Origin of the sequence: Streptomyces sp. NPDC050528 (genome assembly GCF_044457795.1) — a bacterium.
In the GTDB taxonomy this organism is placed as follows: Bacteria; Actinomycetota; Actinomycetes; order Streptomycetales; family Streptomycetaceae; genus Streptomyces.
The window spans coordinates 1-26340 of record NZ_JBITHH010000004.1 but is presented as its reverse complement, the minus strand read 5'-3'; the positions used below and the strand labels follow the sequence as shown (position 1 = coordinate 26340).

The window sequence follows — 26340 nt, the reverse complement described above, 5'->3', positions numbered from 1 at the left end:
GGGGCCGTGCCCCACCACTCCATCCTCTGCCTGTCCACCCGGGAGCGCCATTCGGGGGAACCGCCGGGTGCGGTCCGTCCCCGGCGTTCACACACCGTAGGCACGTCAACGCCGGGACACACAGGCCGACTTGGGCACGTTCAGGACGGACGGCTCGCACACAGCGCGGCGAACCGCTCGCTGTCGATGTTGCCGCCCGACACGATCATCCCCACCCGGTTCGGCAGTTGTCCCGCGCGCCCGGCGAGGAGCGCGGCCAGCGGGGTGGCGCCGCTGGGCTCGACGACGATCTTCAGCCGCTCGAAGGCGAACCGCATCGCGTCCTTGATCTCCTCGTCGGTGACCAACGCGATCTCGTCGACCAGCCGTTGGTTCACCGAGAAGGTCAACTCCCCCGGCGTATCGGCCGCTTGGCCGTCGGCGATGGTACGGGGCACCGGGATGGACACGCGACGGCCCGCTTCCAGCGAGCGCTTGGTGTCGTCCCCGGCCTCCGGTTCGACGCCGATCACACGGGTGCGCGGGTGCAGCCCCTTGACGGCGGTGGCCGTCCCTGCGATCAGCCCGCCGCCGCCCACGGGCACCAGTACGGCGTCCAACTCCCCCACTTCCTCGACGAGTTCGAGTGCCGCGGTGCCCTGCCCCGCCATGATGTGCGGGTGCTCGTAGGGCGGGATGAGGGCGAGTCCGCGCTCGGCGGCCAGGGCCTCGCCGATGGCGACCCGGTCGCCGGTGTAGCGGTCGTAGGTGACGACCTCGGCGCCGTATCCCTCGGTGGCGGCCCGCTTGGAGGCGGGGACGTCCTCGGGCATGAGGATCACCGCGGTGCTGCCGAGTTCGCGGGCGGCGAGGGCGACGGCCTGGGCGTGGTTGCCGGACGAGTAGGCGGCGATGCCGCACGCGAGCTGCTCGGACGTCAGCCGGGAGGCCGCGTTGTAGGCGCCGCGGAACTTGAAGGCGCCGATCCGCTGGAAGTTCTCGCACTTCAAGTACACCTCGGCGCCCACGAGTTGATCGAGGGTGCGCGACCGCAGCACCGGCGTGCGGTGGGCGACGCCCTTGATCCGGGCGGCGGCGTCGAGGACGTCGTCGAGGGTGATGGGCAGGGTGCCGGTCGTCACGCGTCTCCTCCAGGGGAAGCGAAGTCAGAGGCTGGAGCCGTATCGGTGGCGGAGTCGGACGATGTGCCCGTCGCCGCGCGGGCCTGCGAGAGGTAGCTGTAGGCGGAGGCGCGGGAGATGCCCAGCCGGGCGGCGACCTGCTCGATCGCCCGGCGCACGGCGAAGACCCCGTGCTCGTCGAGACTGCGGAACAGCTCCAGCCGCTGCGCGCGGTCGAGTTGGACCCAGGTCCTGCTCCGCCGTAGCCGATGGGCGTCGACGATGGCCTCGACGACGGAGTCGATGTCGTTACCGAAGGTCGTGGTCGCCGCCGCCTCGCTCACGCCCCCGCCGATCCCGGCCAGCAGCGCCTGCGCCTGCTGTACGGCGGTGACGTCGACGTTGACGCACAGCGCGCCGAACACCGCGCCCGCGGAGTCCCGCAGGACCATCGTGGACGACTTGAGCTGTTGGCCGCCCTTGGTCCGGGTGACGTAGTTCAGCTCGTCGACCGCCTCGTCCCCGCGCGCCAGCATCCGAAGCCCGATCTCGCTCATCGCCCCGCCCGCGGCCCGCCCGGTGACGGTTCCGGCGACGGCGACCACCGACGCCTCCGGGTGCCGGTAGTCGTGCAGCACCACCTCGCACACCGGCCCGAAGGTCGCCGCGATCCCGTCGACCAAGGGCACCAGCGCGGCGATGATCGCGTCGCGTTCGGCGTCCGGGGCCGGGTTGCGGTCCGCCATTCCCACCCCTCGATTCAGACTGTACGTCCAAGCACCATACCAACAGTCCAAACCCGTCCAGGTCGTCGCCGGAGGCCCGACGACGGGCGCCACGGCCGGTCACCCACCCAACCCCCGGACCCCTGCGCCGAGTTGCCAGGTAGCGTGACGCTGCGACAAGCAACCAGTTCAGGAGGTACGGCCCGCATGCTGAGGTACGTGGAACGCGAGGGCGTCCGGCTCGCTCTCACCCGGCGCGACGGTTCGGGCAGGCCGTTGCTGATCGTGCCGGGGGTCATGGCGGACGCCGCCGCCTGGCAGCCGGTCGTGGCCGCGCTGGACGTTCCCGGACCGGTCTATGTGCTGAACCGGCGCGGTCGCGAGCCCAGCGGTGCGCTCGGTCCGGACTACTCGGTGCGCACCGAGATCGACGACCTGGACCACGTCCTCACCGAGATCGTCACCGCCGAGGGCGCGGAGCAGGGGGTGGACCTGTTCGGCTGGAGCTTCGGCGGCCTCGTCGCACTGGAGGCGACGGCACGGCACACCGACACGGTCCGCTCCCTCACCCTCTACGAACCGGTCGTACGTCCCTTCGGCCGCGGAGCGCTCGCCGCTCTCCGGGAAGCCGCCGAGGCCGACGACCTGGACCGCGCCGTGGAGATCGTGAACCTGGACGTGTCCGGATTCTCCGAGGACGACGTGGCACAACTGCGCCGCAGCTCCGCCTGGGAGATCCTCCGCCCACTGGCCGCACCGCTTGCCCGGGAACTGACGGCCCTCGACGAACACGTCACCGACCTGCGGGCGTTCGCCGCCCTCGACCTCCCGGTCACCCTGCTGCTCGGCGCCCTGAACGAAGGCACCGCCCCCTACGGCGAGGCCTTCGCCCGGTTCGCGTCGGCCCTGCCCCGCGCCCGTGTCGTCACCATGGCGGGCCAGGGGCATCTCGCCCACGCGCAGGATCCGCGGGGGCTGGCGCACCACATCGGACAGACACTCCGCGTCGCCCGGTGAGACTCACACCTCCCCGTCAGGTCACCGCACCCGCCCCCGCGGCTTCAATCCCACCGGCGGCAGTTCCGGCGCCGGCAGCGGATCACCGTCGTACCCCTTCACCTCGCCGAAGCGGGTGCCGGTCATCCAGTCCGTGCGGGCCTGTTGGATCTCCTCCTGGGTGCGGCCGATCCAGTTCCAGAACATGATCAGTTCCTCGTCGAACGGCTCGCCCCCGAGCAGCATCAGCCCCGCGTCCGACGCGGCGCGCAGCGGGAGTTCGGTGCGGCCGCAGCCGAGGTAGAGCATCGAGCCCGGGAGGACCGGGACGCCGTCGACGTGGGCCTCGCCGGACATGGCGAGGACGGCGTACTCGAAGTCCGGTTCCAGCGGCAGGCGTACGTCCGCGCCGGCGGCGAGGGCCAGGTCCGCGCCGACGATCGGGGTGTACGTCGTGCCGGGCGAGGCCGCGCCGTCGACGTCGCCGAGGACGATCGTGGCGCGCAGGCCCGGCGCGGTGACGACGGGCAGTTCGGCGTGGTGCTCGAAGTGCGGCTCGACGTGCCGGTCGCTGTCGGGGAGGGCGACCCAGAGCTGCGCGCCGTGCAGGAAGCGGGCGTGCGTCTTGGGACTCTGCTCGGCGTGGCTGATCGCGCGGCCGGAGGTCATGAGGCCGAGTTCGCGCGGGCGGATCGTCGCGACGCTGCCGGTCGAGTCGCGGTGCAGCACCTCGCCCTCGTGCAGCCAGCTCACCGTCTGGAGGCCCATGTGGGGGTGCGGGGGCACCTGCATCCCGGGCTCGTCGGCGATGTCGTCGGGGCCGTAGTGATCCACGAAGCACCAGGCGCCGACCATACGGCGGCCCAGGTTGGGCAGCAGCCGGCGGACTTCGGTGGACTCGCCGAGCTGTACCCGGCGCGGGCTGAGGAGTTCACGGACGGGCTCCGCCACCACGAAACCGCGGCCGCCGCACAGGGCCGGAACCGCTTCGCGATCAAGATTGCTCATGGCGACAACCTAGTCCCGCCGAGCCCGTTCCGTCAGTCCGTGAGCCCCCCGCCGGTTCCCATGCCCCGTGCTCTCGGGCGCCGTTCTCCCGTCGGAAAATAGTAGCCATGGACATAATAGCCATGTACTGTATCGACTCATGAGTACGGCATCCGAGGGCGCGACGCCCGGTTTCCTGGTCTGGCGACTGTCGATGAAGTGGCGCGTGGCGGTCGACCGCGCGGTGGCCCCCCTGGGACTGACCCATGCGCAGTACTCCCTGGTGGCGTCGCTGTACGGCATGCGGCGCTCCGGGCTGCGCCCCAGCCAGCGGCACCTCGCCGACCACACCGGACTCGAAGCCCTCTACGTCTCGAAGCTGGCCCGCGCCCTGGAAACGGCCGGCCTCGTCGAGCGCACCCGGGACCCCAGGGACCCCCGAGCCGTCCAGCTCGCCCTCACCGAGGAGGGCCGTGACGTGACCCGGCGGGCGATCAAGGTCGTACACGGCCTCCTGGAGCAGTTGCTGGAGCCGCTCGGCGGGCTCGACAGCGCACGGGCCCGGGAGTTCGGCCGGGACCTGGCGACCTTGCTCGACACCCCTCTTGACCACACGAGTGAGCACGAGAAGGAGCAGTCATGACCACCACCACGACCCCCGCGAACGCCCGCATGCTCGGCCTGGCCCACTACGCCGCCCGTGCCGTCCTGGAGAGCGTCCTCACCCGCCACGACCTCGGCTTCCAGCAGCAGATCGTCCTACGGCCGCTCGCTCTCGCCGCCGGGCCCGTCGACCGCGACCGGCTCACCGCGGACACCGTCGCGGCCCTGAAGGTCGACGAGGACTCCGTACGGGGCACCGTCGACGGACTGATCGCGGCCGGGCTGGTGGCGACGGACGTGTCCGAAGTGCGGATCACGGAAGCGGGCCGGGCCCTGTACGAGCGGATCACGAAGGAGACGAGCGCGGCGAGCGGCAGGATCTGGGGCGACATACCGGAGCAGGATCTGCTGGCCGCCGGCCGCGTGCTGACCCTGGTCGCCGAGCGGGCCGACGCCGAACTGGCCGCCGTAGCAAGGTGAGAAAGGCGGCCGCGTCGGTAATGGAACATCGGTAGTGGAATATTCAACCAACACGGTCCGTTGTGCAGGTCGAAGGAGGTCAAGTGGACATGACGTACTACGACCACGGAACACCGGCGGAGCGCTGGGAGCGCGCGCAGATGTTCTTCGACGCCAAGGACTACGCCGCGGCGGCGCGGGTGTTGGGCGGGCTGGTCGAGGAGGTGCCCGAGCAGACCGGGCCGCGCCTGCTGCTGGCGCGCTCCTACTACCACTCGGCCCAACTCCGGCGCGCCGAGGCCGAGTTGCGCGTCCTCGTGGAGCGTGACCCGGTGGAGCACTACGCGCGGCTGATGCTGGGCCGCACGCTGGAGCGCCAGGGGCGGCACGAGGAGGCGGGTTCGCATCTGCGGATCGCCTCGGCGCTCGCGGGTGACTTCGAGAGCGTCTGAGACACAGCGGAGTTCAAGCAGAGAAGAGGCCCGGTTCCGTCACGGAACCGGGCCCCTTCGCGTGCGTCCCTACTTCGCGTACGACCGCTGCCCGCGCCGGTGCGCGATCTCGCCCAGCACCACGTCCACGACGATGAACGCGGCCAGCGGGATCCCCAACAGCGGTACGAAATAACCGAGTACGGCGATCGCCGCCAGGCACGGGACGAGGAGCAGCGGGGACATCTGGGCCCAGGCGCCGCGCGGTATCGGGCGGCCGAAGGAGGAACCCCGGCCGCGCTGCCACCACATGCGGTAGCCCCACACGATCAGCAGGACCAGGGACCCGGCGAGCAGCATCAGGGCTGTCTGGTTGACGAGACCGAAGAGGACGCCGGTGTGCAGGTCGATGCCCCAGCGGGTCAGTTTGGCGAGCAACGGGTAGTCAGCGAACCGGAGTTCGTCGGTCACCTTGCCGGTGGCGGGGTCCACGGCGACGGCGTCCTGTTTCTCGGGCCAACTGCGCTGCACCTGCCGAACGACGTACGCCGACTTGGCATCGCCGGGCGGCACGATCTCGACCGGATTGCCCAGCCCTTCGGCACGCGCGGCGGCGAGGATCTTGTCGAGTCCTACGCCGTGCTGGGCATCGCCGGTCGCGGCGGACCCGCCGTGGCCCGCGTGCTCACCGCTCGCCGCGGCCGACACCGAGGGGGTCGACTGGCCCAGGGAGGTGCGGAGTTGGTCGATGTTGGCGCCCGCGTAGGTCGACCAGGTCAGTCCGGTCGCCGACAGGAAGATGAAGCCTACGGCCGTCCAGACACCCACCGTGCCGTGCAGGCCGAGGGTGCGACGCCGGCCGCTCGTGCCACGCACCTTGCGCAGGGCGCGGCGCCGGGAGAACCACAGCACCAGGCCACCGCCCGCGATCACCCACAGCCAGCTCGCGGCGAACTCGCTGTACAGACGCCCGGTTTGACCGAGGTGGAGATCGCGGTGGAGTTCGTCGATCCAGGTGCGCAGCGGGAGCGCGCCGGTCGAACCGTACTGTTCGAGCGCCCCGCGGACCTTGCCGGTGTACGGGTCGACGAACACCGCGAGGGTGTGGTCGGCGGCTATGCCCTTGACGCCGGACAGCATGACCCGGGTGGTGGCACCGGCCTCCGGTGAGGGCCGTACCGCCGAGACCGTGCCCTCGGGGTGCGCCGTGCGGGCGGCGGTGACCTGCTGCGAGATCGGCAGCTCACGGTCGCCCACGGACACCCTCAACTCATGGGCGTACACGATCCGTTCGGCCTGGAAGGCACCGGCGTACAGGAACCCGGTGGTCGCGGCGACGAGCAGGAACGGGGCGACGAGCACGCCGGCGTAGAAGTGCAGACGCAGGACCAGGGGGCGCAGCGGGGCCCAGCGGCTGGGGGACGGCGCCGGGACGGGCTCTTGCGGGACCTCGGCCGTGGCGGTCGAGGGAGCGGTGGACATGGGCGGGCTTCTCCGGGGGCGAGGAGGAGGGGGACGAGGGCAAGGGATCGGGCGGGTGGTGATGTGTCGTAGCCGTAGCGGTCCAGTAGTCGGGGTGTGATGGCCGGGAGTTCCCGCGGATGCGAGTGGTGTGGGTCACACCGGGTTGCGTGGGTCGCGTCGGGTGCCGCCGGAGGCCATGGCATCCTGGCGCGATGGCACTTCCCAGTGATCGCGTACCCCTGGCCGAGCGCGTCGAGGAACTCCTCGCCGCCGGCGGCCCGTTGCCCATCGTCTCGGCCGGTGACCCGGTGCTCAGGCGCGAAACCGAGCCGTTCGACGGGCAGTTGGAGCCCGCACTGCTGGCCCGGTTCGTCGAGGCGCTGCGCGTGACCATGCACGCGGCGCCAGGCGTGGGCGTAGCGGCACCACAGGTCGGGGTGGGGCTACGGATCGCGGTGATCGAGGATCCGGCGCCGGTGCCGGACGAGGTGCGGGTGGCGCGGGGGCGGGTGCCGCAGCCGTTCCGGGTGCTGGTCAATCCGTCCTACGAACCAGTCGGTCGGGAGCGGGCCGCGTTCTTCGAGGGGTGCCTGAGCGTCCCGGGCTGGCAGGCCGTGGTCGCACGGCACGCCTCGGTACGGCTGACCGGACAGGACGAGCACGGGCACGCGGTGGACGAGGTCTTCACCGGGTGGCCCGCGCGAATCGTCCAGCACGAGACGGACCACCTCGACGGGCTGCTGTATCTGGACCGGGCCGAGCTGCGGTCGCTGTCGTCGAACGAGGCGATGGCGGAGCGCTGGGCGCAGCCGACACCGGGCGAGGCGTCGGCTGCGCTGGGCTTCGAGTTGCCGTAGGAAATCGGCGGTCAACTACCCCATGGCATCAGGCGTGTTCAGCCTCGGTACGCCTCCAGCAACCGCAGCCACACCTCGCTGATCGTCGGGTACGACGGCACCGCATGCCACAGCCTGTTGATCGGGACCTGGCCCGCGACCGCGATCGTGGCCGAGTGGATCAGTTCGCCTACGCCGGGGCCTACGAAGGTCACGCCTCGCAGGGTTTCGTCGTCGAGGTCGACGATCATGCGGGCTCGGCCTCGGTAGCCGTCGGCGTAGAGGCCGGCGCCTGCTACCGAGGAGAACTCGACGTCGACCGCGCGGACGCGGTGGCCGGCCGCTTCGGCCTCGGCGAGGGAGAGGCCTACGGACGCTGCCTCCGGGTCGGTGAAGACGACCTGGGGGACGGCGTCGTGGTCGGCGGTGGCCGCGTGGGCGCCCCACGGGTCGGTCTCCAGGAGGGGGACGCCCTCGGCTCGGGCGGCGATCGCGGCGCCGGCGATCCGGGCCTGGTACTTGCCCTGGTGGGTGAGGAGGGCGCGGTGGTTGACGTCGCCGACCGCGTACAGCCAGTCGCTGTCCTGGACGCGCAGGGTGTCGTCCACCGACAGCCAGGAGCCCGGTGCCAGGCCGATCGTGTCGAGGCCGATGTCGTCGGTCTGCGGGGCGCGTCCGGTGGCGAAGAGGATCTCGTCGGCCTCTATGCGGTCGCCGCTGTCGGTGACGGCGACGACGGTGCCGTTCTCGCGGGTCACCGATGCCACTGACGTGCCCGTGCGCAGGTCTACGCCCGCCTCGGTCAGGGCGTCGGCGACCAGTTCGCCGGCGAAGGGTTCCATGCGGGGCAGCAGGCCCTTGCCGCGGACTAGGAGGGTCACGCGGGAGCCGAGGGCCTGCCAGGCAGTGGCCATTTCTACGGCTACGACTCCGCCACCGACCACGATCAGCCGGCCGGGTGCGGCCTTGGCGCTGGTGGCCTCGCGGCTGGTCCACGGCTTGACGTCGGCGAGGGCGGGCAGGTCGGGGAGGAGGGCGCGGGTGCCGGTGCAGACCGCGACGGCGTGCCGGGCGGTGAGGACGTGCCGTACGCCGTCGGGGCCCGTCACCGTCACCTTGCGGGGGCCGTCGAGGCGGCCGTGGCCTCGGTAGAGGTCGGCGGCGATGCCGTCGAGCCACTGGACCTGGCCGTCGTCCTTCCAGCCCGAGGTCTCGTAGTCGCGGTGGGCGAGGACCGCGGCGGTGTCGAGGGGGCCTTGGACGAGGTGGCCGAGGCCGGGTACGCGGCGGGCGTCGGCGCGGGCGATGACCGGGCGCAGCAGGGCCTTGCTGGGCATGCACGCCCAGTACGAGCACTCGCCGCCGACCAGTTCGCTCTCCACGATCGCGGTGGAGAGACCGGCCGCACGGGTGCGGTCGGCGACGTTCTCCCCCACGGGCCCGGCCCCGAGCACCACGACGTCGTACGCGATGGATTCCGTTTCCGTCATGGGGCCAGTCTGCTGGGTGGTGTGCGCTGTGGCCACACGGGTAGGGGCGCGGAATACGGGACCGGACGACCGTGTTGTCCGGGACGGCTTCGCCCCCCATCGAGGAAGAGGGATTTACGTCATGAGCAGCACCGTGGAGCTCACCAAGGACAACTTCGACCAGACGGTCACGGAGAACGATTTCGTCCTGATCGACTTCTGGGCGTCCTGGTGCGGCCCGTGCCGTCAGTTCGCGCCGGTCTACGAGAAGGCGGCCGACGAGAACCCGGACCTCGTCTTCGGCAAGATCGACACCGAGGCCCAGCCCGAGCTGGCGCAGGCCTTCGGCATCCAGTCGATCCCGACGCTGATGATCGTCCGCGACCGCGTGGCCGTGTTCGCCCAGCCCGGCGCCCTGCCGGAGGCCGCCCTGACGGACGTCATCGGCCAGGCCCGCAAGCTCGACATGGACGAGGTCCGCAAGTCGGTCGCCGAGCAGCAGGCACAGGCCGAGCAGAACGGTCAGTAAGCGCCGAGGGGCTCGCTTCCCCGGTTTTTCAGACCCTCGTTTTTCAGAACGGGTACGACGCCACGTCTCCGCGCACCGTCGTCCAGCGCACGTCGGTGAAGGCCTCCAGGTTGGCCTCACCGCCGAAGCGGGCGCCGGTGCCGGACGCGGCGACCCCGCCGAAGGGCGCCACGGCCTCGTCGTTCACGGTCTGGTCGTTGATGTGGACGATGCCGGTCGGGATGCGTTCCGCCAGGTCCAGGCCGCGGGCGCTGTCGCGCGTGACGATGCCGAGCGACAGCCCGTACGGCCCCGCCGAGGCCAGCGCCGCGGCCTCATCGACGGTGGCGAAGGACCGTACCGGCGCGACCGGGCCGAAGACCTCCTCCGCGTAGGCGGGGGTGTCGTCGTCGACGCCGGCGAGGACGGTCGGCCGGTAGAAGAGATTTTCGTGGGTACCGCCGGCCGCCAGCCTCGCGCCGCTTGCCGTGCTTGCCTCAACCAGTCCGTGCACCTTGGCCAGTTGGGCCGTGTCGATGATCGGGCCGAGGTGGACCTGCGCGCGGTGCGGGTCGCCCACGGCGAGCAAGTCGGCCTTGGCGGCGAGGCGTTCGACGTACTCCTCGTAGAGCGACTCGTGGACGAGATGACGGCCGGTCGTCATGCAGATCTGGCCCTGGTGGAAGAACGAACCCCAGGCCGCCGTCGAGATCACGGCGTCCAGGTCGGCGTCCGCCAGCACGATCAGGGCCGAGTTCCCGCCCAACTCCAGGTGTGCGCGCTTGAGATGACGCCCCGCCGCCTCACCGACCGCGCGTCCGGCGGCGGTTGATCCGGTGAAGGAGATCACGGGCACGTGCGGGTCGGCGACCAGGGCCGCCCCCAACTCGGCCCCTCCCGGCAGGACTTGCAGCAATTCATCCGGCAGGCCCGCCTCCGCGAAGACCGCCGCGAGGGACAGTCCCCCGCAGACCGCGGTGCGCGGGTCCGGCTTGAGGACGACCGCATTGCCGAGTGCGAGCGCCGGGGCGACCGAGCGGATGGAGAGGATCAGCGGGGCGTTGAAGGGCGCGATCACGCCGACGACTCCGACCGGGATGCGTCGGGTGTACGACAGCCGGGGCGCCTCGGTGGGGAGGACCTGGCCGGCGGGGCGGGAGGCGAGGGCGGCGGCCTCGTAGCACTCCTGGGCGGCGACGTGCAGTTCGAAGTCCGCCTTGCCGGGGATCGACCCGGACTCCCGCACGAGCCACTCCCGCAACTCCTCGGCGTGCGCGGCGAACAGGTCACCGGCCCTGCGCAGCACACCGGCCCGGACGAAGTGCGGAACGCGCGCCCACTCGGCCTGCGCGGCACGGGCCGCGTCGACGGCCGGCCGCACGTCCTCGACGGCGGCGAGCGTGACGGTACCGAGCGTGTCGCCGGTGGCGGGCTCGGTGACCGGGTACTCGGGGCCCGAGAGGGGGCGAGGCTGCCAGGTCTTGGAGTCGAGCAGAGTCATGGCGATTCTCCGATCCGTCACCGACGGGACCCACACCGACAGCGCAAGTCCCTTACGTGCACGGCCGGTTCGCGACCGCGCGACGGGATGCGGCAATCCGGCCCAGACGTACACGCCGCGTCCGACGGCCGCCCGCATCCCCGTCTGGTTGAGCGCACAACATCCTAGTCGCGTACGACCGTTTCGCTCCGGGCGCGGTTACTGGGGCCTGGGTGGACGCGGCCGCAGACTCCCGCGCTCCCGGCTGCGCTCCGCCGGACAGGCCCCGGCCCGGGTCGTCTACGGCCGGATCGCCCCGCGCGGTGTCCGGGCCTGGGAGGGCACAGTCACCGCGCTCCCACCCTCGGCTTCGCTTCACCCGCCGTACGGCTGGGTCGCACCGGACGGGGTCATCAACTGCCCCACTACCGGCGTCACTCCCCCGCCGCGCGATCGCGCGCGCCCCACCCCGCTGCGCCGGCAAGACACCACCGCTCTTCTCCGCCGGACAGGCCCCAGCCCGGATCACCCCGGACCCGGTCACTCGCCTCCGGTCAGCTGGACTCGCGGTGCACCAGCGACGCGCCGAGGAGTTCATGTGTGCCCGGAGCCCCGGTGGGGTCGCGTACCGCGTTGTCGACCAGTTCGGCGAGGTCGCGGCCGGAGGGGAGTTGGATGCGGACCGTGCTCAGGCGTGGGCGGAGCAAGCGGCCGATCATGAGGTCGTCGGCGCCGATCACGGCCGTGTCGTCGGGGATGCGGACGCCTTCGTCCTGGAGGGCGCGCATCAGCAGCATCGCGTACTCGTCGTTGTACGTGAACACGGCGTCGAGGTCGAGAGTGCGCCAGCGGGCGGCGAGGCGGGCGGCGCTCTCCTCGCTGTAGGCGAGCGGGAGTTCGGTCGCCGTCGCGTCCGTGTCGAGCAGGGCGCGGCGCACGCCTTCGACTCGGGGGCGGGAGAACGCCTCCAGGCCGGGTTCCTCGGGGACGACCACGCCGATACGGCGCCGGCCGCGGCCGTAGAGGTGCGTGCCCGCTTGGTGGCCGACGGCCTCGTGGTCCAGGAGGAGGGCGTGGGCGCCCTCGACCCGCTCGGGGCCGAGGGTGAGGACGGCCCGGGCGCCGGAGCGCTTGAGGACCGCGACGCCCTCGGGGCCGAGTCCGGCGCCGGGCACCAGGACGGCGACCGGGCGGAGTTCGGCCCAGGCGCGGGCGGCCTCGTCGCCGTGCAGTCCGACGGAGCCGTGCTGGACGACCGTGTAGTCGAGGCGGCCCAGCGCCCACTGCAGTTCGTTGATGAACTGGCTGTAGAGCAGGCCCACCGGGACGGTCGGCGCCGGCATCAGCACCATGCGGCTGTGTCCGGCGCGCAGGCTGCGGGCCGCCGCGTGCGGGACGTACCCGAGTTCCTTGGCGGCCTCGTGGACACGGCGGCGGGTGGGTTCGCTGATCCGTACGGCGCTGGTGTTGTTGAGGACGTAGGAGACGGTCGCGCGTGAGACGCCGGCCAGGCGGGCCACATCGGCACTCGTGGGAACGGAGCGCGGTGCGGGCGACGGGGCTGCGGGCGTTTTCGGTATCTGCACCATGACGTACGGCATCTTGGCAGAAGCCGGGGGCTCGGAGTGCGGCGGGGGAACGGTCGTCACGAGGGCAACATGGTCCGGGATTTTACGAACATGTTCGTCACGAACTTGTTCGGAGCGAACGTGTTCGTTACGGTGGAGGCATGACAGCACGCCCCGACTCCCCCCGCAGCCGCCGCGAACGACCGGCGAAACCCCCCCTGAGCAGGGAGGGCATCGTCGCCGCCGCGGTGGCGGTGCTGCGCGCCGAAGGTCTGCAGAAGGTGACCATGCGGCGCCTGGCCCAGGAGCTCGACACCGGTCCGGCCTCGTTGTACGTGTACGTCCGCAACACCGCGGAGCTGCACGCGGCGGTCCTGGACGAACTGCTCGGCACGATCGGGCCGGCGCCCGCCGAGGGTTCCTGGCGCGAGCGGTTGGAGCAGGTGCTCACGGCGTACACCGGGATGCTCTTCGAGCACCCGAGCCTCGCCCGTTCGGCACTGACCGCCTGGCCCAGCGGCCCGCACTACCTGAACCTGATCGAGACCCTGCTGACCCTGCTCGACGAGGGAGGCGTCCCGCCCGCGCAGGCCGCGTGGGGTGTGGACCTGCTGCTCCAGCAGGCCACGGCAACCGCCGCCGAGCACTCGGCCGGGGGCACCACCCAGGACGACTGGGACGCCCTGACGGACGCGCTGCGCACCGTGTCCGACCGGACCCACCCGCACATCGCCGCGCTCTCCGGCGATCTGCTCTCGGGCGCGCACGAGGCCCGTCTGTCGTGGCGGTTCCAGGCGCTGATCGCCGGTATCGAGCGGACCGCCGTACCCAACTGACCCTGTTTCCCGCCCACTTCACGGAGGCCCGTCATGACCACCCCCCATCACCCGATCGCGATCGTCGGCGGCGGACTCGGCGGGCTCACGCTCGCCCGGGTCCTGCACGTGAACGGCATCGAGGCCGCCGTCCTCGAACTGGACGACTCCCCCGCCGCGCGCACCCAGGGCGGGATGCTCGACATCCACGAGGACTCGGGCCAGCCGGCGCTGCGTGCGGCGGGTCTGTACGACGAGTTCCGTGCGCTGGTCAACCCGGGCGGCGAGGCCACCCGCGTCCTCGACCGGACCGGCACGGTCCTCCTGGACGACCCCGACGACGGCACCGGCGGGCGCCCCGAGGTCGACCGCGGTCAACTGCGCGACCTGCTGCTCGGCTCCCTGCCGGAGAACACCGTCCGCTGGGGCGCGAAGGTCACCGACGCCCGCCCGCTCGACGGCGGCGGCGGCGACGGTCGACACGAGGTGACGCTCTCGGACGGCACCTCGTTCACCACCGATCTGCTGATCGGCGCGGACGGCGCGTGGTCCCGGGTGCGGCCCCTGCTCTCGGACGCGAAGCCCGCGTACGTCGGCATCTCGTTCGTCGAGGTGGACCTGCCGGACGCCGACGTACGGCATCCCGTGAGCGCCGAGGTCGTCGGCAACGGCATGATGATGGCGCTCGGCGCGGGCAAGGGTTTCCTGGCCCACCGCGAGACCGACGGCAGCCTGCACATCTACGTGGCGCTGGCGGTCCCCGAGGACGCGTTCGACGGCGTCGACTTCACGGACACCGAGGCGGCCAAGGCGTACACGCTGGCGCACTTCCCCGACTGGGACAAGAGCCTGCGCGCCCTGCTCGCCGACGCGGCCGGCCCACTGACCCCGCGCCGGATCCACGCCCTGCCGATCGGGCACCGCTGGGACCGGGTCCCCGGAGTCACGCTGCTGGGCGACGCGGCCCACGTCATGTCACCGTTCGCAGGCGTGGGCGCCAACCTGGCCATGCTCGACGGCGCCGAACTGGGCGAAGCGCTGGCCGCACACCCGGGCGACACCGAGACCGCGCTGACCGCCTACGAGGCAAAGCTGTTCCCGCGCAGCGAGGAGTCGGCGGCGGAATCCGCAGCGAACGGAATCCTGATGTTCGGCGAGGACGCGCCACAGGGCATGCTGGACTTCTTCGCGAGCCACGGTGGCTGAGGCGGGCGGGGCGGGTTGAACCGGGCGGGGCGAGTGCCGGGTGCGGCGGACGAGCCGGGCGCAGCCCAACTGGGCGACTCTGCCGGGGGGTTGATCCGAGCACGGTGATTGAGCCGGGCTCGACAGCTGCTCCGGGCACGGCCGTTGAGCCGGGGCAGCCCAACTGGCGCACACGCAGGCGGTTGAGACGGGCAGCACGGTTGAGCCGGGCCTACCAGCCGAACCGGCACGACGGCTGTGCCGAGCAGAGCCCAACTGGCCTCCCCAGCCGGACGGCTGAGGCGAGCACCGTGGTTGCGCCGAGCGCGACAGCCGCTCCTGGCCTGGCCGTTGAGCCGGCCCACCAGCCGAACCGGGCGCGGCGGCCGTGTCGAGCGCAGCTCAACTAACCTACCCAGCAGGATGATTGAGTCGAGCAGCTCGCTTCCGCCGAGCGCGACGGCCGCGCCAGGCACGGCCGTTGAATCGGGCACAGCTCAACCCGCTCACCCACCCACCCGGACAGTTGAGCCGAGCACACTGATTGAGGCGAGCGGACAGCCACTCCGGGCGTGGCCATTGAGCCAGGCGCTGCCCAACTGGTGCACCCGGGCAGGTGGTTGAGCCGGGCGCAGCCCAAACAAGCCGCCCAGCCGGACGGTTGAGCCAGGCTCAGCCCAACTGACCGCCTCAGGAAGTCGTCTGAGCCCCCGTCACCCGGTTGACCAGGTCGATCCAGCCGATCTCCAGGCGCTCCATGGGCATCCCGCACTGCCTCGTCAGATGGTGGATCAGGGCGGGATCCAGATATGCCATGAGCGTGTGGGAGAGGAGCTCGCAATCGGCGTCCGGCGCGATCTGTCGGAGCAGCACCGTGACGTGGGTGCGCAGTGCGCGGAGTGCGGAGTGGGCGAACCGGCGGGTGGGTTCCGGCTGCGCGGCCAGTTGCAGGTCCAGCTGCTCGGCGTGGCGGTACAGCACGGCCACACCGAACGCCCGCAGCCGTTCGACCGGCGGGGCTCCGGGGCCCAGCGGGGGCGGCCCGCCGAGGAAGTCGGCCTGGAGTGTCTGCGCGGAGTGGTCGAGCAGCGCCATCAGCAGGCCGGTGCGGTCGCCGAAGCGGCGGAAGACGGTTCCCTTGCCGACCTGGGCGGCGGTGGCCACCGCCTCCATGGTGACGCCGGCCACCCCGTGCTCGGCGATCAGCCGTGCGGCGGCCTCCAGCAGCTTGGCACGATTCCGGGCCGCGTCGGCGCGCAGGCAGGGCTCGTCGGCGTAGGAGCGGACCTCCAGCAACTGGGGTTCGCTCATGGACTCCTCGGGCTTCGGAAAGGGCGGCAGGGCGCTGGACATGAAGACAGCGTAAAGCACCGGGAACAAAACTGGACCGCGGTCCGCTTAGCCTGGTACAACTTTTAAACGGACCTCGGTCCGGATCGTAACGGCAGTGTTTCAGCCCCCCTTGGAGTCCCCCATGTCTGTTCGTATCCTCGCGCTCGTCGGCAGCCTGCGTGCCGGCTCGCACAACCGCCAGCTCGCCGAGGCCGCCGTGAAGTTCGCGCCCGAGGGCTCCGACATCGAGATCTTCGAGGGTCTCGCCGACATCCCGTTCTACAACGAGGACATCGACGTCGAGGGCAACGTCCCGGCCGCCGCCGCCAAGCTCCGCGAGGCCGCCGGCTCCGCCGACGCGTTCCTCTTCTTCTCCCCCGAGTACAACGGCACCATCCCGGCCGTCCTGAAGAACGCCATCGACTGGCTGTCCCGCCCCTACGGCGCCAGCGGCTTCGGCGGAAAGCCGGTCGTCGTGGTCGGCACCGCGTACGGCCAGTTCGGCGGCGTGTGGGCGCAGGACGAGGCCCGCAAGGCTGTCGGCATCGCCGGCGGCAAGGTCATCGAGGAGATCAAGCTCTCCATCCCGAGCTCCGTGGTCCGCTTCGCCGAGACCCACCCGTCCGAGGACGCCGAGGTCGTGGCCCAGCTGACCGAGGTCCTCGCCCAGCTGAAGGGCCACGCGGGCGAGGCCGTCGCCGCCTGATCGAGGCACACCGCTCGACCATTGCTCGACCGCCGAAAGGGGCCGGAGTCCACAGGAACTCCGGCCCCTTTCATGGCAGTTCATGTCAGTTCATGCGATTTCACGTCAGTCCAGTTCGGCCAGGCGCGGCACCGCCGGGGCCACGAACCGCTCGATCCACTCGGCCGGTTCGCCGGTGCGCGGGCCCAGGATCACCGTGTCGACGCCGAGCTTCGTGAAGCCGCTGATCTCCCGCAGGAACGCGTCGAGGTCGCCCGCGGTGACCGACTCGCCGCCGTGCACGATCGTCTTGCGGATACGGTCGTAGTCGCGCCCCAGGTTGTCGCAGTGACCGCGCAGCACGTCGAGCTTGTGCCGCAGCTCGTCCGGGGTCGACACGATCAGGTTGCAGGCGTCGGCGTACTGCGCGACCAGCCGCAGGGTCTTCTTCTCCCCACCGCCGCCGATCATGATCTCGGGGTGCGGGCTGCTGATCGGCGCCGGGACGCAGAGGGTCTCGGCGAGCTGGTAGTGCCGACCCTCGAAGGGGCCGTTCGTCTCCGGGTCCCACATCTGCAGACAGATCCGCAGCGTCTCCTCCAGCCGCTCGAACCGCTCCGCGACCGGCGGGTAGTGCACGCCGAGACCGTGGTGCTCACGGTCGTACCAGGCCGCCCCGATACCCAGCGTGGCCCGGCCGCCCGACAACACGTCGAGCGTGGTGGCGATCTTCGCGAGGAGCCCCGGATTGCGGTACGTCACTCCGGTCACCAGCGCGCCGAGCCGGACCGTGGAGGTGTTGCCGGCCAGGAAGCCGAGCGTGGTGTAGGCCTCCAGCATGGCGTCCTCGGCACCGCCGTTGAACTCCATCTGGAAGTAGTGGTCCATCACCGAGAGCCAGCTGACGCCCGCCGCCTCGGCCGCGGCCGCCGCCGAGGCCAGCTCGGGCCCGATCGCCGCCGGCCCTCCGGGATGGTTGAACCGGTTGATGTGTACGCCGACCCGCATGCCCGACTCCCTTTCACGGTCCATTCGCAGTGCGCTTCGCGGTCCACCCGGACCTCCCCGTCCCTCGCGACGGTAGGCCTTCGAGCGCTCTCGAAGTCAAGCTCCGCGCCTAGGACTTGAGGGCGTCTTCGGCTTTCGGCGTCCTCGTGGCGCGCAGGCTGGTGAACGTCGTCACCGCGAGCACGAGCACGATGAAACCGAGGGAGAAGGGGATGGAGATCTCCGGGACGTGCACGCCGGACTCGTGCAGGGCGTGCAGCACCAGTTTGACGCCGATGAAGCCGAGGATGATCGACAGGCCGTAGCTGAGGTGGACGAGTTTCTTCAGCAGGCCGCCGATGAGGAAGTACAGCTGGCGCAGGCCCATCAGGGCGAAGGCGTTGGCGGTGAAGACGATGTACGGGTCCTGGGTGAGGCCGTAGATCGCGGGGATGGAGTCGAGCGCGAACAGCACGTCGGTGGAGCCGATGGCGAGCATCACGACCAGCATCGGGGTCATGATGCGCTTGCCGTTCTCCGTGATGAACAGCTTGGTGCCGTGGTAGCGGTCGGCGACTCCGAAGCGGCGCTCGGCGATCTTGAGGAGCTTGTTCTCCTCGTACTCCTCGTTCTCGTGGCCCTTGCGGGCGTCCTGGACGAGCTTCCAGGCGGTCCAGATCAGGAACGCGCCGAAGAGGTAGAACACCCACGAGAACGTCGAGATGATGGCGGCGCCGGCCGCGATGAAGCCGGCGCGCAGCACCAGGGCGACGAGGACGCCGACCATCAACACCCGTTGCTGGTACTGCGAGGGCACCGCGAACTTGCCCATGATCAGGACGAAGACGAAGAGGTTGTCGACGCTCAGCGACTTCTCCGTGATGTACCCGGCGAAGAACTCCCCCGTCGGTCCGCTCCCGCCGTAGACGAGCAGCCCGAGCCCGAACAGGCAGGCCAGGACGACCCAGACCACGGTCCAGATGCCGGCTTCCTTGACGGACACGTCGTGCGGTTTGCGGCCGATGAGGAAGTCGACGCCGACGAGGGCGCACAGGGCGGCGATCGTCACCAGCCAGGCAGTCAGGGAGATGTTCACGGGTGGTGCTCCTGGTGCGAGGGGTGGCGCGAGGGGCGCCACATGGGGTGGTCAGGCGGGGCGGTCCGTGGAGTGGTCAGGTGGGGTGGTCCGTGGGGGTTTGGACATCGTTGTCGGAGTGGACATCGTTGTTGGCCTGGGAGATCCCTTCCACGTCCCGCCGGTGAACAACAGGTCACATCCCGGCAAGGCACCCGCCGGACGGCGGGGAGGTTCCGCCGGACGGCGGTGGGCGCACCGGGGGTGGATACGCGGACCATGGCCGTACGAGCCGCCGCGCCCAGCGTCAGGAGAAGCGCATGACATCCGTCCCGCCCCCGCCCCCGTTCGACCCGGAACTCGTCGCCGCGCTGGAGCTGATCAAGGAGTTCATCTCGCCCGGGATGACGATGGACGACATCGACGAGATTCGCCAGGGCCCGGCGATCACGCAGTCGATGGACATGGACCTCACGCTCGACGGAGCCTTCGCCATCGAGGACAGGGAGGTGGCGGGCCCGGTCGGCGAGCCCGACATCACACTGCTCATCGGCCGTCCGACCGCGCCTGGGACGGCAGGGGCGCTGCCCGTGATCTACCACGTGCACGGCGGCGGGATGGTGCTCGGCGATCGGCGGGTCGGGGTGATCGGGGCGCTGGAGTACGCGCGGGAACTGGACGCGGTGGTGGTGTCGGTGGAGTACCGGCTGGCGCCCGAGCATCCGCATCCGGCGCCGATCGAGGACGTGTACGCCGGTCTGCTGTGGACGGCGGAGCACGCGAAGGAGATCGGCGGCAATCCCGAGCGAATCGTCATCATGGGCGCGAGCGCGGGCGGCGGCCTGTCCGCAGCGCTGGCCCTGCTGACCCGGGACCGAGGCGGCCCGCGCCCCATCGGCCAGTTCCTCCTCTGCCCGATGCTCGACGACCGCAACGACACCCCGTCCGCCCACCAGATGGCCGGCCTCGGCATCTGGGACCGCACGGCCAACGAGACCGGCTGGACGGCTCTCCTCGGCGACCGCCGCGGCACCCCCGACGTCTCCCCGTACGCCGCCCCGGCGAGGGCGGAAGACCTCACGGGCCTGCCCCCGGCCTTCTTGGACGTCGGCTCGGCGGAAACCTTCCGCGACGAGGTCGTCACCTACGCGTCCCGCCTCTGGCAGGCAGGCGGCATCGCCGAACTCCACGTCTGGCCGGGCGGCTTCCACGGCTTCGACGGCTTCGCTCCGCAGGCAGCGGTTTCACAGGCGGCGCGGGCTGCGCATGTGGGGTGGCTGCGGAGGTTGTTCGCTACGGCGTGAGGGGGGTTCCGGGGGGTGGGGGCGTGGGAGTCGGGGGTCGTGGGGGTACGGCGGCGGTGACATCGGTGTGCTGCGGTGCTTCCAGCCTGGCCGGACGCCCTCGCTGACCTCGTCGGCTTCGCTTCGCGGGGGGAGGCGGGCTGCGCGTGTGAGCCAGCCGGGGCGTGAGTGTCGCGGGGGTACGGCCGCGGTGACACCGGCGTGCCGCAACACCCCGACCTTGGCCGAGCGGCTTCCCCTACTTCGACAGCTTCCCCTCCGCAGGCGGCGGTGTCACAAGCAGCCCGGGCTGCGCATCGGAACCGGCAGCGACCTGAGCGCCGCGAGGGTACGGCCGCAGTGACACCGGCGTTCCACGCGCGAGCGGGCACGCCGTGCACGCTCCTCGGTCGCCGGAGCTATTCGTTCGCGGTACTCGTCGCGTCCCGTCACTCCTCTCCGCCCGTTCCATGGCGCACCATGGGCTTATGAAAGAGCTGGCCGGGCGGCTGACCGCGCTGGATCCGGACGCCGGGGCCGCCGTGCGGGTCATCGGGTACTTCGATCGGCTTGCCGAGTCGCGGGCCGGGCTTGAGGCGCTGGTGCGCGGGGCGGCGGTGCTGGCCGGGTGTGCCGCGCGGCTGGTCGATGTCGAGCGGCGGGTTCGGGTGCGGGTCGAGGCGGACGGTACGCGCCGGGACAGCGCGGAACCGCCCGATCCCGCCTGGCCGTCCGCCTCGCTGACGCCGGGCGGGGAATCCGCGCTCTGGCTGGAGCGGGCGGCGGACGCGGCACCCAGCGTCGTCGACGCGATGATCCTGGAGCGGGCCGCCGGTGCCGTACGGCTCGTGCTCGATCGCACCCGGGGTCGGGTTCCCGCCGACGACCCGGAGTTGGTCGAGACCCTGCTCGACGCCACCGCTCCCGAGGCGGCCCGGCTGCACGCGGCCCGCCGCCTCGGCCTCGACCCGGCCGACCCGGCGACCAGGGCCAGGGCCGTCGCCCCGCTCGACGGACGGCCCCGGGTCGTCGCCGCACCCCGGGACACCGGTACGTCCGGCACGCGGCCCGCGCCCTTCGCCCCGCATCCGGACGGTGATCCCCACGCACACCTGGAAGGATCCGGCGTCCAACTCCCGCACACAGATGCCGAGTTGCCCGCCGGCCGACTCGGTATCGGCCCCGCCGTCCCCGTACTGGACCTGCCCCGTTCCTGGGCCGCCGCCCGCACCGCCCTCCGCTTCACCTCCGACGGAACCCCGCAGGACCCCGGCCAACGCGTCGTCCACGCCGACGAACTCGGCGGTATCGCCCTCCTCGCCGAACTGGTCGAACCCGGCGCCGAACCCCCGCCCGACGTACACGACTTGGAAGCGGCGGCGGCCAACGCGCCCTGGCTGCTGGCCACACTGAACGCCGTCGCCACCACCACGAGCCTGCGCGCGGCGGCCGCCGAGATCAACGTCCACCACTCCACGCTCCAGGACCGGTTGACCCACGCGGAGTCCCTCCTGGGCTGGCCGGTACGCACGCCTCAGGGGCGACTACGACTCCAACTGGCGCTGACGATGCGGCACTTGGCGCGGCCGTAGCGGTCAGGGGTGCGGGGCGGGGACGTAGCGGTCAGAGGCGCGGGGCGCAGCCGGGTTCCCACTCTCCGCCACCTTGCCGCGCCCGCCCCGCGCTTCTGACCGCCGTCCCCGGTCCGCGCCCGCCCTCGCCGACCCCACAGTCCCCGCACCCCCGCCCCGGATGATGTGGATCTCATGTCCCACACCTGTGGACCGTATCCCCCCGCACTGACAACAAACGGGCAGACAACGGGACTTGGCCATCTCCGCGCCACGCGGAATTCCTGATTCGGTGCGGCTGAAGGGGAGTCATAGCAAGCGCTTGTCGCTACATTTTGACATGAGCGCCGCAACACTCTCCCCCTCTGTCACTCCGCAGGAGGCACTTCCCCATGCGCAGACTTCTCGCCTGTCTGGCGGCCGCAGCCGCGGCCCTGGGCGGGATCACGGTGGCCGCCGCGACCCCGGCCGCCGCCGCAACGTCGGGCAGCTTCAGCGTGCTCACCTACAACGTCGCCGGGCTCCCGGAGTCGTTGTCCAGCGCCTCGACGCCGCGGGACACGAGCACCACCGCGATTGGCACGCGCATCGCCCCGTACGACATCGTGAACGTGCAGGAGGACTTCAACTACCACGCCTACCTGTACTCCACCGACACCCACCCCTACCGCACCGCGACCAGCGGTGGCGCCGGTATCGGCAGCGGGCTCAACACCGTCTCCAACTACGCCTGGGACGGCGACGACTTCGAGCGCGTCCACTGGAACTCCTGCCAGATCGACTCGGGCGACTGCCTGACGCCGAAGGGCTTCACCTTCATGCGGGAGCGGCTGTCCGAGGGGGTGTACGTCGACTTCTACAACCTGCACACCAACGCGGGTACGAACGACGGCGACGAGGCCTCCCGCGCGGACAACCTCAGCCAGCTGACCTCGTTCATCAGCACCCACTCCGCGGGCAACGCGGTCGTCGTCATGGGTGACACCAACACCCGCTACACCCGCTCCGCCGACACCATCGCGGAGTTCGGCGCGGCCAACGGACTCACCGACGCCTGGGTCAAGTTGATCCGCGGCGGCGTCGCGCCGGTCAAGGGCAGCGACGCGCTGGTGTGCGACCAGACCGGGGCCACCGTGCCCAACACCTGCGAGGTCGTGGACAAGGTCCTCTACCGCAGCAGCAAGCTGGTCACGCTGAACGCGACCTCGTACAACAACGAGCACGCGAAGTTCCTGACCTCGGACGGGCTGATGCTCTCCGACCACGACCCGATCACGGTCGGCTTCACCTGGTCGCAGAACGCGGACTTCCAGCTCAGCGACCAGTTCGGCGGCCCGCACGGCGACTACTACCAGGACATCGACAGCGTCCCGGCGGCCGCCCGCGCCACCGCGATCTCGCTGCGCTCCGGCTCGCGCGTCGACCAGGTCGGCGTCACCCTCGCCAACGGCACCACGCTCACCCACGGCGGCACGGGCGGCACCGCGTCCTCGCTGACCCTGGGCAGCGGCGAGTACGTGACGTCGGCGTACCTGTGCGAGGGCAAGTACAACGACACCACGCGGATCTTCTACGCCAAGTTCACCACCAACCTGGGCAACACCCTGGCCGGTGGTACCACCACCTCGGACTGCGTGACCCGCACCGCCCCCTCCGGCTGGCAGATCGCCGGCTTCCACGGGCGCTCCGGCGACGAGGTCGACAAGGTCGGCTTCATCTACACCAAGCGCTGACCCGCAGCACTGACACGCCGCCGAAACGGCAAGCACCGTACGGCAGTTGAGCGCCGGGTCGTCCGCCACCGCGGGTGACCCGGCGCAGTGCGTTCCGCCCCCGCTACGCGAATGCCGGAGGCACCAGTCGCCCGCGCGAGATCAGCGAGGTGGCCTGCTTCAGGCGGTGGACGTGGATGCTCACGGCGTAGCCGTCGATGCCCGGGACTGCGGCGACCTTGGTGGTCAGGTAGCGGTACAGGTGTTCCGTGTCGCGGCAGATGACGACGACCATGACGTTGGAGTCGCCGCTGATGGCGGCGGCGAAGGCGACCTCGTCGTGGTCCGCGAGTTCCTCGCCGACGCGTTCGAGACGAGCCGGGGCGACACGCAGCCACAGGGTGGCGTTGAGCGCGAACCCGAGCCGCGCGGAGAGCAGTTCGACGTCGTAGGCGAGAGCCCCCGAACTCTCCAGGGCATCCAGGCGGCGGGCCACGCGGGCGGTGGACCAGCCGGTGACGTCGGCGAGTTGGGTGTGGGTGGCACGGCCGTCCTCCGCGAGGGCGTCGAGCAGCGGGGTGTCCTCGTCGGTGAGGCGTACGGGTGGCCCGGTGAGGAAGTCGGGCTGTTCGCCTACGAGTTGACGGACCTGATCAGGCGTCAGATGGCCGCCGTAGCCCGTCCAGTCGCTCACTCCCGACGTGCCGAACGGATGGATGAGCAGGTCGATGCTGACGTCGAGGACCGAGGCGGACTGGGGCAGTTGACGCAGCAGGACGTCGTCGCGCGTCACGTGCACCGGTGCGCTGATGATGCAGATGATCTCCGAACCGCCGGACGCGAGGCCCGCGTAGGCGATGTCGGGCCGGCGGGCGAGCGCGTCGGCGAGCGGGCCGACCCGGTCGGGGCGGCAGCGGATGCGGGCCACCCAGCGGGCATCGCCCTGGACGGCGGGGTCGACGAGGCCGACCACCCGCATCACCCCGGCGCGGCGCAGAGCGTGGAAGCGGCGGGCTGCGGTCTGCTCCGAGACCCCGGCGACCTCGCCGATCACCCGGAACGAGGCGCGCGGCGCGCACTGCAGCGCGCGGAGGATTTTCCCGTCGACTTCGTCTGTCATGAGGGAAGTGTGACATCAGTAGGGCTCTGGATAGAGGTTTTGGTCCGCTTCTCGGTCGTACGTTGGTGATCGGCCCGGGCGGAGCCGATCCTGGGGCGCGTGCCTGTTCGAGTTCGAGGGCACCGCATTCCGGAAGTTCCAGAAGGAGAGTTCCCCGTGAACGTCACGACCCCGGCGAGCGGGCGGCCCGACCGGCGGGCGGCCACCCTCGTCATGGCCTGCCTCGGCGTCTTCGTCGCCTACTTGCCGGTGACCACGGTCGCCGTGAGCCTGCCCGCCATCCAGTCGGCGCTGAACGCGTCGACCGCCCAACTGTCCTGGGTCCAGGACGCGTTCGTCCTGCCCATGGCCGCGTTCATCCTCACCGCCGGTGTCTTCGGCGATGTGCACGGCCGCAAGAAGGTGTTCCTGGCGGGCTTGCTGTTCTCCGCCGTCGGGGCCGCCGTGGCGCTGTCCGCGCAGTCGGTGCACGTGCTGTGGATCGGCCAGGCGTTCGCCGGTCTCGGCGCGGCGACCCTGCTGCCCACCACGCTGGCGCTGATCAGCCACGCGGTGCCCGACCACCGGGAGCGCGGCAAGTTCATCGGCCTGTGGGCGACCGCCCTCATGGGCGCACTCGCCATCGGCCCGCTGATCGCCGGCGTCATCCTCGACCACGCCGCCTGGCGCTGGATCTACCTCGTCTCGGTCCCCGTCCCGCTGATCGCGCTGGGCGTCGCGGCCCGCGTGCTCCCCGACTCCCGCGCCCCGCACGGCCGCAAGCTCGACTGGCCGGGCCAGCTCACCGCGACCCTCGCCATCACCGCGCTCGTCTACGGCGTGATCGAGGGCGGCGCGGGTTCCTTCACGGACGTCAAGGTCATGGTCGCCCTGTTCATGGCGGTGGTCGGCGGGGTCGCGTTCGTGCTCGTCGAGAGGCGCAGCGACAGCCCGATGCTGGACCTGACGCTGTTCCGCAGCCCCGCGTTCACCGCCACCACGCTGGTCGCGATGATCACCTTCCTGGCGCTGATCGGCTTCTTCTTCCTGCTCAGCCTGTACTTCGGTCTGGTGCAGCAGCTCGACACGCTCCAGGCGGCCTGGCGGCTGCTCATGGTCACCGCGGCGGCGATCGCGGTCGGCCAGCCGGTCGGGCGGCTCATGCACCGGGTCGCGCCGCGCGTCCTGATCACCGGGGGTCTGCTGGTCATCTCCGGCGCGCTGTTCTCGCTCACCGGCGTCGACACCGGCACCTCGTTCGCGTCGATCGCCTGGCGGCTGGCGCTGCTGGGCCTGGGCATCGGCACGGTCCTCACGCCGATGACCGCGACCGCCGTGGCCTCGGTGCCGTATCAGCAGGCGGGGATGGCGGCGGCCGGCAACAACGCGTTCCGCCAGGTCGGCGGCGCGCTCGGCCCGGCCGTCCTGGGCGCCCTGCTCTCCACCAAGGCGCTCGACACGCTGCCCGGCCACCTCACCGACGCGGGCGTGACCGGCGCGACCCAGCGGAGCATCGTCTCGACCGCCGACTCGGCCGGTCTCGGCGCCGTCGCCCACATGAACCTCGGCGCGGACACCGGCCGCGCCCTGGGCGCCCTGAGCGACTCCTTCCTCGACGGCATGCGACTGTGCCTGGTGGTCGCGGGCTCGCTGACGCTCCTCGCCGCCCTGGTGTGCGTGCTGCTGCTCCGCCGGCCGCAGCAGTCCTCTTCGTCCACGGCGGCTCCGGTGGCCGGCGGGAACACCGCCACGTCCGGCGCCACCGCGGGGACACCAACGGCGGCCGTGGCAGCGGGAGTTGACCCGGCGCCGAACCGCTGAGGCACGAAGTACCCATGGGCGTGGGGCCCCGGGCCCCCCGCCCGGGGGCCCCCCCCCCCCCCACCCACACACACCCCCCCCCCCCCCGGCCCCTCGGGTGCGGCGGGGGGGGGGGGGTGGCGCGGGGGGTGTCGGGATTGAGGCGGGTG

General features: G+C 71.4%; 24 protein-coding genes. 13 read left to right on the top strand and 11 right to left on the bottom strand.

The window, feature by feature from the left end:
• Positions 1-140: 140 nt before the first annotated feature.
• Together ACIBK4_RS15005 and ACIBK4_RS15000 are read right to left on the bottom strand one after the other, a co-directional pair.
• Positions 141-1121 carry a pyridoxal-phosphate dependent enzyme gene (locus ACIBK4_RS15005; RefSeq protein ID WP_398995085.1) on the bottom strand — a complete coding sequence of 327 codons (981 nt, stop codon included), beginning with the start codon at positions 1119-1121 and terminating at the stop codon, positions 141-143.
• Positions 1118-1846, bottom strand: coding sequence for a transcriptional regulator (locus ACIBK4_RS15000; protein WP_398995084.1), 729 nt, complete (start codon positions 1844-1846; stop codon positions 1118-1120). The genes ACIBK4_RS15005 and ACIBK4_RS15000 overlap by 4 nt, the downstream gene beginning before the upstream one ends.
• 186 nt (positions 1847-2032) lie before the next feature.
• Between ACIBK4_RS15000 and ACIBK4_RS14995 the strand changes: the two genes are divergently transcribed.
• Positions 2033-2842: an alpha/beta fold hydrolase gene (locus ACIBK4_RS14995; protein ID WP_398995083.1), complete on the top strand. Its 810-nt coding sequence runs from the start codon at positions 2033-2035 to the stop codon at positions 2840-2842.
• Between the two features lie 21 nt (positions 2843-2863).
• Here the strand turns inward: ACIBK4_RS14995 and ACIBK4_RS14990 are convergent, their stop codons facing one another.
• A complete protein-coding gene (locus ACIBK4_RS14990; RefSeq protein ID WP_393037580.1) occupies positions 2864-3829 on the bottom strand; it encodes a pirin family protein in 966 nt (321 codons plus the stop codon).
• A 139-nt stretch (positions 3830-3968) separates the two neighbouring features.
• Between ACIBK4_RS14990 and ACIBK4_RS14985 the strand changes: the two genes are divergently transcribed.
• From ACIBK4_RS14985 to ACIBK4_RS14975, 3 genes are all read left to right on the top strand, one after another.
• A complete protein-coding gene (locus ACIBK4_RS14985; RefSeq protein ID WP_398995082.1) occupies positions 3969-4451 on the top strand; it encodes a MarR family winged helix-turn-helix transcriptional regulator in 483 nt (160 codons plus the stop codon).
• A complete protein-coding gene (locus tag ACIBK4_RS14980; RefSeq protein WP_398995081.1) occupies positions 4448-4891 on the top strand; it encodes a MarR family transcriptional regulator in 444 nt (147 codons plus the stop codon). The genes ACIBK4_RS14985 and ACIBK4_RS14980 overlap by 4 nt, the downstream gene beginning before the upstream one ends.
• An 83-nt stretch (positions 4892-4974) precedes the next feature.
• Entirely contained in the window at positions 4975-5322 is a 348-nt protein-coding gene (locus ACIBK4_RS14975; protein ID WP_366433315.1) for a tetratricopeptide repeat protein, read from the top strand.
• 69 nt (positions 5323-5391) lie between these two features.
• Here ACIBK4_RS14975 and ACIBK4_RS14970 read toward each other — a convergent pair whose 3' ends face one another.
• A complete protein-coding gene (locus ACIBK4_RS14970; protein ID WP_398995080.1) occupies positions 5392-6783 on the bottom strand; it encodes a PepSY-associated TM helix domain-containing protein in 1392 nt (463 codons plus the stop codon).
• Positions 6784-6977: 194 nt separating this feature from the next.
• Here ACIBK4_RS14970 and ACIBK4_RS14965 point away from each other — a divergent pair, with 194 nt between their 5' ends.
• Positions 6978-7622, top strand: coding sequence for a peptide deformylase (locus ACIBK4_RS14965; protein WP_398995079.1), 645 nt, complete (start codon positions 6978-6980; stop codon positions 7620-7622).
• 38 nt (positions 7623-7660) lie between these two features.
• On the opposite strand, the gene ACIBK4_RS14960 is transcribed toward ACIBK4_RS14965, so the two are convergent.
• Entirely contained in the window at positions 7661-9091 is a 1431-nt protein-coding gene (locus ACIBK4_RS14960; protein ID WP_398995078.1) for a dihydrolipoyl dehydrogenase family protein, read from the bottom strand.
• Between the two features lie 121 nt (positions 9092-9212).
• Here ACIBK4_RS14960 and trxA point away from each other — a divergent pair, with 121 nt between their 5' ends.
• On the top strand, positions 9213-9599 hold the full coding sequence (gene trxA, locus ACIBK4_RS14955; protein ID WP_366433319.1) for a thioredoxin: 387 nt from the start codon (positions 9213-9215) through the stop codon (positions 9597-9599).
• A gap of 43 nt (positions 9600-9642) precedes the next feature.
• On the opposite strand, the gene ACIBK4_RS14950 is transcribed toward trxA, so the two are convergent.
• A complete protein-coding gene (locus tag ACIBK4_RS14950; RefSeq protein ID WP_398995077.1) occupies positions 9643-11079 on the bottom strand; it encodes a benzaldehyde dehydrogenase in 1437 nt (478 codons plus the stop codon).
• A gap of 533 nt (positions 11080-11612) precedes the next feature.
• Positions 11613-12647: a LacI family DNA-binding transcriptional regulator gene (locus tag ACIBK4_RS14945; protein WP_398995770.1), complete on the bottom strand. Its 1035-nt coding sequence runs from the start codon at positions 12645-12647 to the stop codon at positions 11613-11615.
• 140 nt (positions 12648-12787) lie between these two features.
• Between ACIBK4_RS14945 and ACIBK4_RS14940 the strand changes: the two genes are divergently transcribed.
• Together ACIBK4_RS14940 and ACIBK4_RS14935 are read left to right on the top strand one after the other, a co-directional pair.
• The gene (locus ACIBK4_RS14940) at positions 12788-13462 is read left to right on the top strand and encodes a TetR/AcrR family transcriptional regulator (RefSeq protein ID WP_398995076.1); all 675 of its coding nucleotides are present in this window, start codon (positions 12788-12790) and stop codon (positions 13460-13462) included.
• Positions 13463-13495: 33 nt separating this feature from the next.
• Complete coding sequence (locus tag ACIBK4_RS14935; protein WP_398995075.1) at positions 13496-14647, top strand: FAD-dependent oxidoreductase; 1152 nt, start codon at positions 13496-13498, stop codon at positions 14645-14647.
• Positions 14648-15316: 669 nt separating this feature from the next.
• On the opposite strand, the gene ACIBK4_RS14930 is transcribed toward ACIBK4_RS14935, so the two are convergent.
• A complete protein-coding gene (locus ACIBK4_RS14930) occupies positions 15317-15997 on the bottom strand; it encodes a TetR/AcrR family transcriptional regulator (protein WP_398995074.1) in 681 nt (226 codons plus the stop codon).
• Positions 15998-16100: 103 nt separating this feature from the next.
• On the opposite strand from ACIBK4_RS14930, the gene ACIBK4_RS14925 reads away from it, so the two are divergent.
• Positions 16101-16664, top strand: coding sequence for an NAD(P)H-dependent oxidoreductase (locus ACIBK4_RS14925; RefSeq protein ID WP_398995073.1), 564 nt, complete (start codon positions 16101-16103; stop codon positions 16662-16664).
• Positions 16665-16769: 105 nt separating this feature from the next.
• On the opposite strand, the gene ACIBK4_RS14920 is transcribed toward ACIBK4_RS14925, so the two are convergent.
• Complete coding sequence (locus ACIBK4_RS14920) at positions 16770-17651, bottom strand: LLM class F420-dependent oxidoreductase (RefSeq protein WP_398995072.1); 882 nt, start codon at positions 17649-17651, stop codon at positions 16770-16772.
• A 109-nt stretch (positions 17652-17760) separates the two neighbouring features.
• Positions 17761-18726 carry a TerC family protein gene (locus ACIBK4_RS14915; RefSeq protein WP_398995071.1) on the bottom strand — a complete coding sequence of 322 codons (966 nt, stop codon included), beginning with the start codon at positions 18724-18726 and terminating at the stop codon, positions 17761-17763.
• A 299-nt stretch (positions 18727-19025) separates the two neighbouring features.
• On the opposite strand from ACIBK4_RS14915, the gene ACIBK4_RS14910 reads away from it, so the two are divergent.
• The 3 genes from ACIBK4_RS14910 (at position 19026) to ACIBK4_RS14900 (ending at position 23292) form a co-directional block, all read left to right on the top strand.
• A complete protein-coding gene (locus ACIBK4_RS14910; protein WP_398995070.1) occupies positions 19026-20009 on the top strand; it encodes an alpha/beta hydrolase in 984 nt (327 codons plus the stop codon).
• A gap of 467 nt (positions 20010-20476) precedes the next feature.
• Positions 20477-21580: a helix-turn-helix domain-containing protein gene (locus ACIBK4_RS14905; protein ID WP_398995068.1), complete on the top strand. Its 1104-nt coding sequence runs from the start codon at positions 20477-20479 to the stop codon at positions 21578-21580.
• Between the two features lie 371 nt (positions 21581-21951).
• Entirely contained in the window at positions 21952-23292 is a 1341-nt protein-coding gene (locus tag ACIBK4_RS14900; protein ID WP_398995067.1) for a jacalin-like lectin, read from the top strand.
• A gap of 103 nt (positions 23293-23395) precedes the next feature.
• Here the strand turns inward: ACIBK4_RS14900 and ACIBK4_RS14895 are convergent, their stop codons facing one another.
• A complete protein-coding gene (locus ACIBK4_RS14895) occupies positions 23396-24391 on the bottom strand; it encodes an Lrp/AsnC family transcriptional regulator (protein ID WP_398995066.1) in 996 nt (331 codons plus the stop codon).
• Between the two features lie 156 nt (positions 24392-24547).
• Between ACIBK4_RS14895 and ACIBK4_RS14890 the strand changes: the two genes are divergently transcribed.
• Positions 24548-26191: an MFS transporter gene (locus tag ACIBK4_RS14890; protein WP_398995065.1), complete on the top strand. Its 1644-nt coding sequence runs from the start codon at positions 24548-24550 to the stop codon at positions 26189-26191.
• Positions 26192-26340 lie beyond the last annotated feature (149 nt).